This is a genomic window from Bordetella petrii (assembly GCF_020991325.1).
Lineage (GTDB): Bacteria > Pseudomonadota > Gammaproteobacteria > Burkholderiales > Burkholderiaceae_B > Bordetella_A > Bordetella_A petrii_E.
In genome coordinates this window covers 1-13,861 of record NZ_JAJMLX010000111.1, presented here as the reverse complement: position 1 = coordinate 13,861, position 13,861 = coordinate 1, and the positions used below count along the sequence as shown (strand labels likewise).

Sequence of the window (13,861 nt, the reverse complement as noted above, 5' to 3'; positions counted from 1 at the left end):
CCCGGTGGATACGGCCCGACCGCACGGACAGGGCCTTGGCTGGCTGGCCGGCGTACGCCCCGCCGGGTTGCGCGGCCAGCTTGCAGGCGGCCCGCACGGCGTTGCGGGTGGCCTCCAGCGCGGCGGGAATGAAGGACGTGGTGGCGGCGGAACCGCCCGAGAGGGGGCCGGGCGGCAACCGCGTGTCGCCCAGGCTGACCTGGATGCGGTCCAGCGCGATGCCGGTTTCCGCGCTGACCAGTTGCGCCAGGACGGTGTAGGTACCCGTGCCGATATCCTGGGTGGCGCACGCCAGGCGGGCCGAGCCGTCGGCGTGCAGGGTCACCGTCAAGTCGGTAGGCATGCGCAGGGCCAGCCACGAACAGGCCGCCACGCCCCAGCCCAGGATTTCTTCGCCGTGCCGCATGGACCCCACCTGGGGCTGGCGCCGCTGCCAGCCGAAGCGTTCGGCGCCCTTCTGCAAGCATTCGCGCAAATGCCGGGACGAAAATGGCAGCCCGCTGCCTTCGTCGCGCTCGGGTTCATTGCGCAGTCGCAGTTCGACGGGGTCCATGTCCAGCCGGACGGCCAGTTCGTCCATGGCGGATTCCAGCGCATACATGCCCGGCACCGCGCCGGGGCCGCGCATGGACGTGGGCGCGCCCACGTGGCGCCGCGCCAGGCCCCAGCACACCAGCAGGTTGGGCGTGCTGTACATGCGCGGGGTGGCTTCGCCGCAGCGTTCGCGATACTTGTCCAGCATGGACGCCTGGCTCAGGTAGTGATGCTGCAGTGACACCAGTCTGCCTTCGCGCGTGGCGCCCAGGCGCAGGCGCTGGCGCGTGCGGGGCCGGTGGCCGGTGCCGTGGAAGGTCATGGCGCGGTTGAGGACAAGCTTCACGGGCCGGCCCAGCATGCGGGCGGCCAGCGGCGCCAACAGGGAATGCGCCCAGGGCCACAGCTTGCCGCCGAAGCCCGAGCCCAGGTACTGCGAAATGACCCGCACATTTTCTTTGGACGTGCCCAGCATCTGCGCGGCCACGTCGCGATGGTTGACCACGCCCTGCGAGGTTTCGTAAAGGGTATAGGCCTGTCCGTCGTAATCGGCCACGCAGGCATGCAGTTCCATGGAATTGTGCGTTTCGACGGGCGTGGTGTAGGTGGCGTCCAGGCGCACGTCGGCGCTGCCATAGGCCGCTGGCGCATCGCCACGCTGGCTTTCGGTATTGGGCGTGTCCTCGGCGCCGGGAGGCGACACATCCGGCGCCTGCGCGTCGTAGCTGACGCGCACCGCGTTGGCGGCGGCCTGCGCCTGTTCTTGTGTATCGGCCACCACCAGCGCGACGAACTGGCCGTAGTAGTGGATAAGGTCGTCCTCCAGCGGCGGGCGGGCTTCGTCGATAGAGCCGCTGGCGTTGCGGTACAGCGGCGGCCGGTTGCCGCGATGCAGGACCAGGTGCACGCCGGGCATGGACTGGGCGGCTTCGGTATCCAGGCTCGCGATGCGCCCGTGGGCAATGGTGGCGCACACGGGCACCGCGTACAGCAAGCCGGGCAGCATGAAATCGGCCGCGTAGCGTGCGGCGCCGGTCACCTTGACGGGCCCATCGATGCGGACGGCCGGCAGGCCGATGGCTTCGGGGTGTATCAGCTTGGCCATGATGCGTTTTCCTTACTGCGGCGGCAGCGTGATGGACAAGGCATGCACCAGGCAGCGCCGCGCCAGTTCGATCTTGAAGCCGTTCTGGCTGTATGCCGTGGCACCCTGCAATGCCGCGCGCGCCGCCTGCTCATACAGCGGCGTGCTGGGCGCCTGGCCGGCCAGGGCCTGCTCGGCCTGCGGGCAGGGCCATGGCCGGGTGGCCACTCCGCCCAATGCGATGCGGGCCGACGCGATGCGCCCTTCCCTGGCCTGCAGCACCACCGCGGCGGATGCCAGCGCGAATTCATACGAGGCGCGATCGCGCAGCTTGACATAGCTGGACCGCGCGCCGTCCGGCGCGGGCGGCAGCGTGACGTGGGTGATCAACTCGCCGTGGTGCAGGGCCGTTTCGCGTTCGGGAGTTTGCCCGGGTTCCAGGTGAAAGCGTGCCAGTGCGATGCTGCGCGGGCCAGCCGGGCCTTGCACGTGCACGGTGGCGTCCAGCGCCATCAAGGCAATATTCATGTCCGATGGATGGCTGGCTATGCAGTGCGGGCTGGTACCCAGCACCGCCAGGTTGCGGTTGTGCCCGTCGATGGCATCGCAGCCGCTGCCAGGCTGGCGCTTGTTGCAGCGCGCGGCGCGGTCGCGGAAGTACACGCAGCGCGTGCGCTGCAACAGGTTGCCGCCGGTGGTGGCCATGTTGCGCAACTGGGCCGAAGCGCCCGCCAGCAAGGCCTGCGACAGTACCGGGTACTGGCTTGCAACCTGGGCGTGGCGGGCCAGGTCGGCGTTGCGAACCAGGGCGCCGATGCGCAGGCCGCCGTCAGGCAATGTTTCTATCTGGTCCAGCCCCAGGCCGGTGATGTCGACCACGTGCGCGGGCGTTTCCACGTCCAGCTTCATCAGGTCTACCAGCGTGGTGCCGCCCGCCAGGAAGCGCACCGGCTGGCCGGCCCGGGCATCGGTGGGAATGGCCAGGCGCACGGCCTCGTCGATGCTGGCTGCGCGCGTGTAGTGAAAGCTGTGCATGCCGCTCACCTTTTTCCGCGCACGTCCTGGATGGCGGCGACGATGTTGGCATAGGCGCCGCACCGGCAGATATTGCCGCTCATCAATTCGCGCACCTCGGCGTCGCTGTCGCCGCAAGGCTCGTGCATCAAGGCGGCGGCCGACATGATCTGCCCGGCCGTGCAGTAGCCGCACTGGTAGCCGTCGTGCCGCACGAAAGCGTCTTGCAGCGGATGCATGGCCTGCGCATTGCCCAGGCCCTCGATGGTGGTGATGCCGGCACCCCCGGCGGACACGGCCAGCACCAGGCAGGCGTTGACCCGCCTGCCGTCCAGGTGCACCGTACAGGCGCCGCACTGGCCATGGTCGCAGCCTTTCTTGGTGCCGGTCAGGTGCAGGGTTTCTCGCAAGGTATCCAGCAAGGTGGCGCGCGGATCCAGCAGCAGCGCATGGCTGGCGCCATTGACGCGCAGCGTGGTGGGCACGCCGCCGCCAGTGTGCGCGGCCGTACACGGCGTATCGCCGGATGGGTAGGACATGGTGGGCTCCTGCCTGCAGGTGAATGGCGGCACGGCTGGCAGCAAGCTGCATGCCTGCCTGGACTGATTATGCCTGCCCCGGGGGCGGCACGCGCAGGCGCGTGCTCCAGTGCAGGAATTCTTTCCACAGGCCCGGTTCGACGGGAATACCCTCGCGCAGGCGCAGCGCCTGGGCCGCCTGCTCGGGGTCGCCCGGCACGCACGGCTGCCCGGGCTGGGTAGCCAGCTCGTCGGCCATTTGCGCCGCCAGGGCGGCCAGCGCGGGCCCGCCCGCGAAACGCGCGGGGTCGATCACGATGAAGAATGCGCCCAACCGGCGCGGCTGGTGCAACTGCTGGTACATGGGCGAAATATGCGGCCCAAAGGGGTTGCCCTGCAACGGCCCGCACAGCAGTTCGATCATCAGGGCCAGGCCGTAGCCCTTGTAGCCCTGCTGCAAGCCACCCAGGGGGCGCAGCGCGCGCACCGCGTGCGGGTCGGTAGCGTCGTGGCCTGCCTCGTCCAGCGCCACGCCGGCCGGTAGGGCATGGTTTTCGCGGCGGGCGTTCATGACGCGGTTCCAGGGAATGGCGGTGGTGGCCATGTCCAGGCAGATGGGCGGCCCGTTTTGGCGCGGCACGGCAATGGAAACCGGATTGGTGCCCAGGAAAGGCGCGTGGCCTCCGAACGGCGCGGCAATGGCGTCGGAATGCGTGAACGCCATACCCAGCAACCCGGCCTCGGCGGCCGCGCGGCTGTACAGCCCCACGGCGCCGCAATGCGAGGAATCGCTGACGCCGACCGCGGCGATGCCGGTTTCGCGCGCCATGTCCATGGCCAGGCGGTTGGCGCGATGCGCCACCACGATGCCCAGCCCCTGCCCTGCGTGCACCTGCGCCGTGCCGGGGCCGCTGCGCACAATGCGCACGTCGGGCCGCGCCAGGACGGACCCATGCGCCAGGCGGTTCAGGTAATGCGGCAGTCGCGCGATGCCGTGCGAATCCACGCCCCACAGGCTGGTCTGTACCAGGCTGTCGGCCAGGCAAGCGGCATCCGCGGCGGGCACATCCATGGCCATCAGGCAGGCGCGGCCCCATTCGCGCAGCGCGGGCGCGGGACATTGCCGCAGCGCCTGCGTCATACGGCCTCCCGCAAGGCGGCGCGCACACCCTGGACGCGCAAGACGGCAGCATGGTGCGCCACGGCATGGGTAAACGCGTCATGCCCGGCCAGATCGCCGAACACGGGAATGTAGCCCACCAGCGCCTGGGTACGCCGCAGATCCGCCCCCTCGCCCTGGCCCTGGTCCGCGCGCGCCAGCAGCGCGCGCAGTTCATCGGCCAGGGGGTCGTCGATGGAATACGCCGCGCCCTGCTCATCCCTGCCGCGCAGGTAATGCATCCAGCCCGCCACCGCCAGGGCCAGGCGCTGGTAGCCCTGGCCCGCGCGCAGGCGGTCGCGCACGGTGCCCAGCAGGCGCTGCGGCAGCTTCTGCGAACCGTCCATGGCGATCTGCTGGGTGCGATGCGGCAGCGCCGGGTTCGCAAAGCGCGCCAGCAGGCGGGCGCGCCAGGCATCCAGGTCCACACCCGGAACCGCCGGCAGAGTGGGGGCGATTTCCTCGCGCATCAGCGCGTCCACATACGCGCGCAGCGCCGGATCGGCCATGGCCTGGCTGACGGTGGGCAGCCCGGCGGATGCGCCCAGATAGGCCAGCGCCGAATGCGGGCCGTTCACCATGCGCAGTTTCAGCTGTTCGAAGGGCGCCGCGCTGCGCACAAAGCGCGCGCCGCCTGGTTGGTCCCAGGCGGGCCGGCCGGCGGCGAAGTTGTCTTCAATGACCCATTCCAGGAAGGGTTCGCCCATCACCGGCCAGGCGTCTTCACAGCCCAGGCGTTGCGCGATGCGCTGGCGATCGGCATCGGTGGTGCGCGGCACGATGCGGTCGACCATGGAATTGGGAAACGCGCAGTGCCGCTCGATCCAGCCATGCAGGCCGGCATCGACCGCCGCGGCGAACTCCAGCACCAGGCCGCGCAGCGTGTCGCCATTGGACGGGAGATTGTCGCAGCACAGCAGTGTCAGCGGCCCCCGCCCCGCGTCGCGGCGGCGCGCCAGGCCGTGCACCAGCATGCCGATGGCGCCGCGCGGCGCGTGCGGATGTGCCAAATCATGCACGGTGTCGGGCGCATCGCGCCGCAGCCGGCCGGTGGCGGGCTCGTGGCCGTAGCCCTTTTCGGTAATGGTCAGGCTGACGATACGCGTATCGGGGTGGGCAATATGTTCCAGCACCGCGCCGGGATCTTCGGCCGCGGCCAGCACGCGCAGCACGGCGCCCACCACGCTCAGCGATTCGCGCGCGGCCCCCGAGGCATCCGCATCGCGCAGCGACAGGGTATACAGACCGTCCTGCGGGGCCAGCGCGTCGCGCGTGGCGGGGTTGCGCAACGACACGCCCACGATGCCCCAGCGCAAATCGCCGCTGGCGGCCATGGCCATATCGGTAACGGCCGCCTGATGGGCGCGATGGAACGCGCCGATGCCCAGGTGCACGATGCCGGCGCGCAGCCGGGAACGATCGTAGCCGGGACGCCCGACGCCGGCGGGCAGGCCGGCCAGGCTGGCGGCGGTCAGGCGTCCAGGCATGGTTCTACCAGTGCCACAGCGTGCCGTCGTGGGCCAGCCGGTTCACCGGCAGGTAGGCGCGCTGGTAAGGGTACTTGGCGGCCAATGCTTCGTCGATGTCCACGCCATGGCCGGGCGCGTCTCCCGGATACAGCATGCCGTCGTCGAAGCGGTAGGCATGCGGGAACACGGCATCGGTTTCGTCGCTGTGGCGCATGTATTCCTGGATGCCGAAGTTGGGCACCCACAGGTCGAAGTGCAGCGCCGCGCCCATGCACACGGGCGACAGGTCGGTGGCGCCATGGCAGCCGGTACGCACCTGGTATAGCGCGGCCAGGTCCGCGATGCGCCGCAGCTGGGTAATGCCGCCGGCATGAACGACGGTGGCGCGTATGTAATCGATAAGCTGGTTCTGGATGAGGTCTTTGCAGTCCCACACGGTGTTGAAGATTTCACCCACGGCCAGCGGCGTGACCGTGTGCTGGCGGATCAGGCGAAAGGCTTCCTGGTTCTCGGCGGGCGTGGCGTCCTCGATCCAGAACAGGCGGTACGGCTCCAGCGCCTTGCCCAGCCGTCCGGCTTCGATGGGCGTCAGGCGATGGTGCACGTCGTGCAGCAGGTGCGTGTCCCAGCCCACCGCGTCGCGCACGCGCTCGAACAGTTTGGGAGCGTGGTCCAGGTATTTTTCGGTGGACCAGTCGTGCTCGGAGGGCAGGTCGGCGTCGGCCGGTTCATAGAACATGCGGCCGCGGCCCACCCCGTACACGGCGTTCAGGCCCGGCACGCCGCTTTGCGCGCGGATGGCGCGGTAGCCCATGTCGCGATAGCGCAGCACTTCGTCGACGGTTTCGTCGATATCGCGGCCGTTGGCATGGCCGTACGCCATGACACCGCTGCGGCTTTTGCCGCCCAGCAGCTGGTATAGCGGCATGCCCGCGGCCTTGGCCTTGATGTCCCACAGCGCGGTATCGACCGCGGCGATGGCCGCCATGGTGACCGGCCCGCGCCGCCAGTAGGCGCCGCGATACAGATACTGCCAGATGTCCTCGATCTGGTGGGCGTCGCGCCCGACCAGGCAGGGCGCCACGTGGTCGGCCAGATAGCTGGCCACGGCCAGTTCGCGGCCGTTGAGGGTGGCATCGCCGATGCCGGTCAGCCCCTGGTCGGTTTCGATTTTCAAAGTGACGAAATTGCGGCCCGGGCTGCAGACGATGACGCGTGCGTTGCTGATCTTCATGAAGAACCTGTGTGGGTGAGCCAGGCGCCGCGGCCCCGCGCCGCGCGCCGGAAATGCGCTACATCACTGCCCCCAGCTGCCAGGGCACGAATTCGTTCTGTCCATAACCATGGATCTCGCTCTTGCTGCGGCGGCCCGACGCGGTGTCCAGCATCAGCCGGAAAATGCGTTCGCCCATGGCCTGTACATCACTGCGGCCGTCGACCACCTCGCCGCAATTGATGTCGATGTCGTCGGCCTGGCGTTGCCACAATTCGGTATTGGTGGCCAGCTTCAGCGACGGCGCCGGCGCGCAGCCGTAGGCCGAGCCGCGCCCGGTGGTGAAGCAGATCAGGTTGGCGCCGCCCGCCACCTGGCCGGTGGCCGACACCGGGTCGTAGCCAGGGGTGTCCATGAACACCAGGCCGCGCGCCGTAACGGGTTCGGCGTACTCGTACACGTCGACCAGGTTGGTGGTGCCGCTCTTGGCAATCGCGCCCAGGGATTTTTCCAGGATGGTGGTCAGCCCGCCGGCCTTGTTGCCGGCCGAGGGGTTGTTGTCCATCTCGGCGTCATTGCGCGCGCAATAGTCTTCCCACCAGCGCAGGCGCGCCAGCAGCTTGGCGGCCACGCCTGGCGTGGCGGCCCGGCGCGTCAGCAGGTGTTCGCCGCCATAGATCTCGGGCGTTTCCGACAGTATCGCGCCACCGCCATGGCGCACCAGCAAGTCCACCGCCGCGCCCAGCGCCGGGTTGGCGCTGATGCCGGAATAACCGTCGGACCCGCCGCACTGCAGGCCCACGGTCAGGTGGCTGGCGGCCACGGGCTGGCGCTGCGCGCGGTTGGCCTCGTCCAGCATCTGCTCGACCAGCTCGATGCCGCGCGCCACGGCGCGGCGAGTGCCGCCGGTGCCCTGGATGCTGAAGGTATGCAGGCGGCTGCTTTCGTGCAGGCCTTCCTGTTCCATCAGGCCGCCTATCTGGTTGGTTTCGCAGCCCAGGCCCACCATCATCAGCGCGCCGAAATTGGCGTGCCGCGCGTAGCCTCCCAGCGTGCGGCGCAGCACCTTCAGCGGATCGCCATCGCTGCCGGTGGCGCAGCCGGCGCCATGCGTCAACGCCACCACGCCGTCCACGTTGGGATAGGCCGCCAGCGTCTGCGGGCGGATATCGCGCCGGAAATGATCGGCGATGGCGCGGGCCACCGTGGCCGAACAGTTCACCGAGGTCAGCACGCCTATGTAGTTGCGCGTGGCCACGCGCCCGTCGGGCCGCACGATGCCATCGAACGTGGCGGGCTCGGCCGCGTAATCGGTGGCGTGGGCGTCCTGCCCCACCGCATAGTCGCGCTCGAAATCCGAGAAAGCCAGGTTGTGCGTGTGCACGTGCTGGCCTGCCGCGATGTCCTGCCGCGCAATGCCGATGACCTGGTTGTAGCGGCGCACGGGCTGGCCCTCCGCAATGGCGCGCACCGCCACCTTGTGGCCGGGCGGCACCAGCCCTGCCACGGTAATGCCTTCGGCCGGCAGCGGCGTGCCGCCCACCAGTTGGCGGCGCGCGATGACCACATTGTCGGCGGGGTGGATGCGGATGACGGGGTTGTCTTGGGCGGCGTCCATGGGCATGGTTCCTGCGGGCACGTGTGAACAGGCCCTAGCCGTCTATCAGTTCCGGATTCCAGGCATGCACGCGCTGCTGCTGTTCGCCCAGCCCGGCGATGCCCAGCCGCATGGTGTCGCCCGGCTTCAGGTAGATGGCGCCGGGTTTCTGGCCCATGCCCACGCCCGGCGGCGTGCCGGTGCTGATCAGGTCGCCGGGGTTCAGCGTCATGTAGCGGCTGACATAGCTGACCAGCTCGGCCACGCCGAACACCATGGTGCGCGTGCTGCCGTTCTGCATACGCTTGCCGTTGACGTCCAGCCACATGTCCAGCGCCTGGGGATCGGGCACTTCGTCGGCCGTGACCAGCCAGGGCCCGACCGGGCCGAAGGTATCGCAGCCCTTGCCCTTGTCCCAGGTGCCGCCGCGTTCCAGCTGGTATTCGCGTTCGGACAGGTCATTGACCACGCAGTAGCCGGCCACGTGCGCCAGGGCATCGGCCTGCGGCACGTAGCGCGCGCGCCGGCCGATGACCACGCCCAGCTCGACTTCCCAGTCGCTCTTGGCCGAATCCTGCGGCAGCACGACGGGGTCGTTGCAGCCGGCCAGGGCGCTGGTGGCCTTCATGAAGACCACCGGTTCCTTCGGCACGGGCAGGCCGGATTCGGCGGCGTGGTCGGCGTAGTTCAGCCCTATGCACACGAACTTGCCCATGCCCGCCCACGGCGGCGCCAGGCGTCCGGGCTGCTGCACCACCGGCAGGCTGGCCGGGTCCAGCGCGCGCAGGCGGGCCAGGCCGGCCTCGGAAAGCGTATCGGGACCGATGTCGGCGATGACACCGGACAGGTCCCGCACCTGGCCTTGCGCATCGATCAGGGCGGGTTGCTCGGCGCCTTTGGCGCCATGGCGCAGCAGTTTCATGGAATGGTTTGTCCTTGTCGGTTACTGGATGTGGGTGCGAAGCCGGTCAGTTGGACCAGCCCCCGTCAATGATCTGCGCGGTACCCGTGGTAAAGGCCGATTCGTCGCTGGCCAGGTACAGCGCCAGGGCGGCGATTTCCTCGGCGCGGCCGATGCGGCCCATGGGCTGGCGGGCCACGAAAGCGGATTCGACGGCGGATTCCGCCTGCCCGCTGGCGCGCGCCTGTTCGGCAATGCGCTGGCGCAGCGACGGCGATTCGACCGTGCCCGGGCAGATGGCATTGCAGCGTATGCCCTGCCCCACGAAATCGGCCGCCACCGATTTGGTCAGCCCGATGACCGCGGCCTTGGTGGTGCCGTACACGAAGCGGTTGGGCGCGCCCTTCACGCTGGACGCCACCGAGGCCATGTTGACGATAGAGCCGCTGCCGCGCGCGATCATCCCGGGCAGGAAGCCGCGGATCAGCCGGTACATGGCGCGCACGTTCAAGTCGAAGGAAAAATCCCAGGCCCTGTCGTCGCACTCGAGTATGGTGCCGGCGTGCACGAAGCCCGCGCCGTTGAACAGGATATCCACCGGCCCGGCATCGGCCACGGCCCGCTCCACGGCCTGGGCGTCGGTCACGTCCAGCACCCGCGCGGAACAGCCGTGCAGGTCGCCCAGGGCATGGGGGTTGAGGTCGGCCGCCACGACCCTGGCGCCTTCGCGCGCAAAGGCCAGCGCGGTAGCGCGGCCGATGCCCTGGCCGGCGGCCGTCACGAACGCCGTCTTTCCTTCCAGCCTACCTGGCATGCCGCGGTTCTCCGGTGGTTGCGCCGGCCGCCTGGCCGGCATGCGCGTGTGTCTGCATGTTCAGCGTCCTCCCATCAGGTCGGGCAGCCACATGCTGACGCTAGGCACATAGGTAATGACGATCAGCGCCAGGAACAGCGGCACCAGCCAGGGCAGGATGGCCATGGTGGTGCGTTCGACCGACAGTTTCGAGACCCGCGCCAGCACGAACAACACCATGCCCAGTGGGGGATGCAGCAGCCCTATCATCAGGTTCAGCGTCATGACCAGGCCGAAGTGGATGGGGTCGATACCCAGCTTCAGCACCAGCGGCAGCAGAATCGGCACCAGGATGGTGATGGCCGCGATGGTGTCGATGAAGCAGCCCACCACCAGGATCAGCACATTGGCCAGCAGCAGGAACACCCACTTGTTCTGCGTGACCGCCAGGATGGCGTCGGTGAGCGCCTGGGCGGCCTGCGTGGTGGTCAGCAGCCAGGCAAACACCGATGCCGCCGTCACGATGAACAATACTGACGCGGTGGTCTCGATGGTGTCGAAAGTGGCTTTGGCCAGGGTGCGCAGCGTCATGCTGCGGTAGCGCACCAAGCCCAGGAACAGCGCCCAGATCACCGCGGCCACGGCCGCCTCGGTGGGCGTGAACCAGCCCATGGTCATGCCGCCGATCAGGATGACCGGAGCCATCAGGGCCATGACGGCCGAAAAGTCGAAATACCAGTCGGCCGCCACCAAGGCGCCAAAGGCGACCAGGGTAGCCACGTTGGCCGACACCCCGAACAGCGTCATCAGCCAGATGGTGAACGGAAAGGCCAGCACCACCGCCACTTCCAGCGACGCATTGCCCAGCCGCTTCCAGTCGAAGGCCACATCGCCGCCCCAGTTGTTCTTGCGGGCGAAGTAGGCCACGGTAAGCATCATCATCAGCGTCAGCACGGCGCCCGGAATTACCCCCGCCAGGAACAGCGACCCGATGGACACATTGGCCATCATGCCATAAATGACGAAGGGCAGCGAGGGCGGCAGAATGGGCCCCAGCGTGGCCGAGGCGGCCGTGACGCCCACGGCGAACTCGGTGGGATAGCCGTGGTCTTTCATGGCCTTGATCTCGATGGTGCCCAGGCCGGCGGCATCGGCGATGGCCGTGCCCGACATGCCGGCGAACACCACCGAACCCACGATATTCACCTGGCCCAGGCCACCGCGCATCCAGCCCACCAGCGCCACCGCGAAGTTGTAGATGCGGCCGGTGATACCCGCGATGTTCATCAGGTTGCCTGCCAGGATGAAGAACGGCACGGCCAGCAGCGGGAAAGACTCGACGCCGGCGATCATGCGCTGCGCCACCACCACGTCGGGCACGCTGCCCGACACCAACAGGAACAGCAGCGAGGCGCCCACCATGGCCACGGCCACCGGCACGCCGAAGATCATCAGCAGCAGAAAGGTTCCGATCAGAATTCCCATATGGGCTCCTTGGGCGCGGACGCCGTCAGTCCAGGCTTGAATAAGCCGCGGGGTTTTCCAGGCTGGAATACCCCTGGCGCCAGTTCTGCACACTGACCTGCACCGACCGCACGAACATCATCACGAAACCGGCCAATGCCAGCCAGTACACATAGGCCTTGTCCCAGAAGATCGTCGTCATGGGCTCTACGCCCACCAGCTGGATATAGCGGTACACCAGCCATACGGCATAACCGAAGAACACCGTACGCAAGATGTCGATCAGGGTGGCCAGCACGCGGGCCAGCCCCTTGGGCAGGTAGCGGTACAGGAAGTCGACCTGGATGTGGCGGCAAATGCGCACGCACATGGCCGAACCCATGAATACCACGCCGATCAGCGCATACACGGCCAGCTCTTCTGTCCAGGCGAACGAGTCGTTCAGCACATAGCGCGTGAAGAACTGCAGGAACACCAATGCTCCCATCACCCAGAACAGCACCAGGCAGAACCAGTCCTCGAAGGCATAGCCGGACAGGTCCACCTTCTTGTGCTCGTCGGCCTCTTCGAAACTGTGGACGATGGATTCCACCGAGGCCGGCGGCTGGGCGGCGGCGCGGCCTGCATCGCCGCCATACTGGGCCATGGCCGGCGTGCCGGCCCCGGATTCTATATGCATGCTTCCCCCTGCTGGTATTGGGCCACCGGAGCCGCGCGCGGCGGCCCCGCCAGCGGGTTCACTTGACGGCCTGGATCTGTTCCCAGTCGGACTTCTCGTAGCCGTACTGCTCGAAAGGCACCTTTTCCAGCACGGTGTCGCGGTACGCCGCCGTGTCCACTTCCACGACGTTCAGCCCTTTCTTGCGGAACACTTCCACCAGTTCCTTTTCGCGCTGGGCCACCTGCTTCGACGCCGTGTCGGCCGCCTGCTGGGCCACTTCGGCGAAGATCTTGCGGTCTTCTTCAGACAGGCTTTTCCACAGCTTGCCCGAGATCACCGTGTTCAGGTGATCGACGATGTGGCCGGTCAGGATGATGTTCTTCTGCACCTCGTAGAACTTCTTGGCCTCGATGGTGGTCAGCGGGTTTTCCTGCGCCTCGACAGTGCCGTTCTGCAGGGCCAGGTAAACCTCGGCGAACGCGATGGGCGAGGTGTTGGCGCCGCAGGCGCGCGGCATGGCCAGGTAGGCCGGCACGTCGGGCACGCGCATCTTCAGCCCCTTCATTTCCGGGCAGGTCTTGAACGGGCGGTTGGACGTGGAATGGCGGGTGCCGTAGTAGGTGGTGGCAACGATATGGTTGCCGCTTTTTTCCTCGTAGCCCTGGGTCAGCGTCTTGTAGATATCGCTCTTGGTATAGGCCAGCAGGTGCTCGGGGTTGCGAAAGGTATAGGGATAATAAGTAACGCCAATGCGGGGGAAACTCTTGGCCGCGAAACTGGATCCGGAAATGATCATGTCCACGGTGCCCAGCGCCAGGCCCTGGTTGATGTCGTTTTCCTTGCCTAGCTGCGAAGCCGGGTAGACATCGATGTGATAGCGGCCGTTGGTGCGCTTCTCGATTTCCTTGGCAGCCCATACCGAACTGGTGTGGAACGGTTCTGAGGCCTCGTAGACGTGGGCCCATTTCAGCGTAGTCTGCGACAGCGCACTGCCTGATGCGGCCAGGAACAGGGCGGCCAACAGCGCCTTGACAGCATTGCCTTGCTTCATCGTTGTCTCCTCTCTTGAGGTTTAGCGGATAGCGGCGTGTTTCTTTTTTGCTGCCGCCTTTGGTGGGTCATCAATCACATACAAGCTGCACCTTGGTACTGCGCTGGCGGTCGGCCGCCAGTTCGAAGGCCTCGGCCGCGCGGTCCAGCGGAAACTGCGCGCTCATCAAGGGCCGCACGTCGACCCGGCGCGTGCGCAGGAACGAAACGGCCCAGTCGAATTCGATACCGGCACGGAACGCCCCGACGTAGTCCAGCTCGCGCGCCATGATGTTGTTGGCCGGAAAGGCCATGCCTTCAGCGGGCAGCGTGCCCACCTGCACGATGCGGCCGCCCCGGCGCGTGGCGGCCAGGCAGGTTTCCAGCGCGGCGGGACTGCCGGCGGCCTCGATGGCGACGTCGGC

At 67.8% G+C, this 13,861-nt stretch carries 13 protein-coding genes; all 13 read right to left on the bottom strand.

From position 1 onward, the window contains the following. Positions 1-1,639, bottom strand: a 1,639-nt coding sequence (locus LPZ50_RS12835; protein WP_230661878.1) for a xanthine dehydrogenase family protein molybdopterin-binding subunit, incomplete at its 3' end; no start/stop codon positions are given. Between the two features lie 12 nt (positions 1,640-1,651). After that, the gene (locus LPZ50_RS12830; protein WP_230661877.1) at positions 1,652-2,653 is read right to left on the bottom strand and encodes an FAD binding domain-containing protein; all 1,002 of its coding nucleotides are present in this window, start codon (positions 2,651-2,653) and stop codon (positions 1,652-1,654) included. A gap of 5 nt (positions 2,654-2,658) precedes the next feature. Continuing rightward, positions 2,659-3,171: a (2Fe-2S)-binding protein gene (locus LPZ50_RS12825; RefSeq protein ID WP_230661876.1), complete on the bottom strand. Its 513-nt coding sequence runs from the start codon at positions 3,169-3,171 to the stop codon at positions 2,659-2,661. Positions 3,172-3,238: 67 nt separating this feature from the next. Further along, a complete protein-coding gene (locus LPZ50_RS12820; protein ID WP_230661875.1) occupies positions 3,239-4,291 on the bottom strand; it encodes an Ldh family oxidoreductase in 1,053 nt (350 codons plus the stop codon). Then, positions 4,288-5,796 (bottom strand): mannitol dehydrogenase family protein, encoded by a 1,509-nt coding sequence (locus LPZ50_RS12815; protein WP_230661874.1) that lies wholly within the window; start codon positions 5,794-5,796, stop codon positions 4,288-4,290. The genes LPZ50_RS12820 and LPZ50_RS12815 overlap by 4 nt, the downstream gene beginning before the upstream one ends. A gap of 4 nt (positions 5,797-5,800) precedes the next feature. Next, a complete protein-coding gene (manD, locus tag LPZ50_RS12810) occupies positions 5,801-7,012 on the bottom strand; it encodes a D-mannonate dehydratase ManD (RefSeq protein WP_230661873.1) in 1,212 nt (403 codons plus the stop codon). Between the two features lie 58 nt (positions 7,013-7,070). Beyond that, the gene (locus LPZ50_RS12805) at positions 7,071-8,609 is read right to left on the bottom strand and encodes a UxaA family hydrolase (RefSeq protein ID WP_230661872.1); all 1,539 of its coding nucleotides are present in this window, start codon (positions 8,607-8,609) and stop codon (positions 7,071-7,073) included. Positions 8,610-8,643: 34 nt separating this feature from the next. Continuing rightward, positions 8,644-9,510, bottom strand: coding sequence for a fumarylacetoacetate hydrolase family protein (locus tag LPZ50_RS12800; protein WP_230661871.1), 867 nt, complete (start codon positions 9,508-9,510; stop codon positions 8,644-8,646). 46 nt (positions 9,511-9,556) lie between these two features. Continuing rightward, a complete protein-coding gene (locus tag LPZ50_RS12795; protein WP_230661870.1) occupies positions 9,557-10,303 on the bottom strand; it encodes an SDR family oxidoreductase in 747 nt (248 codons plus the stop codon). Between the two features lie 60 nt (positions 10,304-10,363). Next, entirely contained in the window at positions 10,364-11,767 is a 1,404-nt protein-coding gene (locus tag LPZ50_RS12790; protein WP_230661869.1) for a TRAP transporter large permease, read from the bottom strand. A gap of 25 nt (positions 11,768-11,792) precedes the next feature. Next, the gene (locus LPZ50_RS12785) at positions 11,793-12,425 is read right to left on the bottom strand and encodes a TRAP transporter small permease (RefSeq protein WP_419195594.1); all 633 of its coding nucleotides are present in this window, start codon (positions 12,423-12,425) and stop codon (positions 11,793-11,795) included. Between the two features lie 58 nt (positions 12,426-12,483). After that, positions 12,484-13,458 (bottom strand): sialic acid TRAP transporter substrate-binding protein SiaP, encoded by a 975-nt coding sequence (locus LPZ50_RS12780; protein ID WP_230661868.1) that lies wholly within the window; start codon positions 13,456-13,458, stop codon positions 12,484-12,486. Positions 13,459-13,528: 70 nt separating this feature from the next. Further along, positions 13,529-13,861: zinc-binding dehydrogenase (locus LPZ50_RS12775; RefSeq protein WP_230661867.1), on the bottom strand; the 333-nt coding region annotated here is incomplete at its 5' end.

Coding starts and splice junctions, on each gene's coding strand:
- LPZ50_RS12830 (WP_230661877.1), bottom strand. CDS start 2,653: ATGCACAGCTTTCACTACACGCGCGCAGCCAGCATCGACGAGGCCGTG.
- LPZ50_RS12825 (WP_230661876.1), bottom strand. CDS start 3,171: ATGTCCTACCCATCCGGCGATACGCCGTGTACGGCCGCGCACACTGGC.
- LPZ50_RS12820 (WP_230661875.1), bottom strand. CDS start 4,291: ATGACGCAGGCGCTGCGGCAATGTCCCGCGCCCGCGCTGCGCGAATGG.
- LPZ50_RS12815 (WP_230661874.1), bottom strand. CDS start 5,796: ATGCCTGGACGCCTGACCGCCGCCAGCCTGGCCGGCCTGCCCGCCGGC.
- manD (WP_230661873.1), bottom strand. CDS start 7,012: ATGAAGATCAGCAACGCACGCGTCATCGTCTGCAGCCCGGGCCGCAAT.
- LPZ50_RS12805 (WP_230661872.1), bottom strand. CDS start 8,609: ATGGACGCCGCCCAAGACAACCCCGTCATCCGCATCCACCCCGCCGAC.
- LPZ50_RS12800 (WP_230661871.1), bottom strand. CDS start 9,510: ATGAAACTGCTGCGCCATGGCGCCAAAGGCGCCGAGCAACCCGCCCTG.
- LPZ50_RS12795 (WP_230661870.1), bottom strand. CDS start 10,303: ATGCCAGGTAGGCTGGAAGGAAAGACGGCGTTCGTGACGGCCGCCGGC.
- LPZ50_RS12790 (WP_230661869.1), bottom strand. CDS start 11,767: ATGGGAATTCTGATCGGAACCTTTCTGCTGCTGATGATCTTCGGCGTG.
- LPZ50_RS12785 (WP_419195594.1), bottom strand. CDS start 12,425: ATGCATATAGAATCCGGGGCCGGCACGCCGGCCATGGCCCAGTATGGC.
- LPZ50_RS12780 (WP_230661868.1), bottom strand. CDS start 13,458: ATGAAGCAAGGCAATGCTGTCAAGGCGCTGTTGGCCGCCCTGTTCCTG.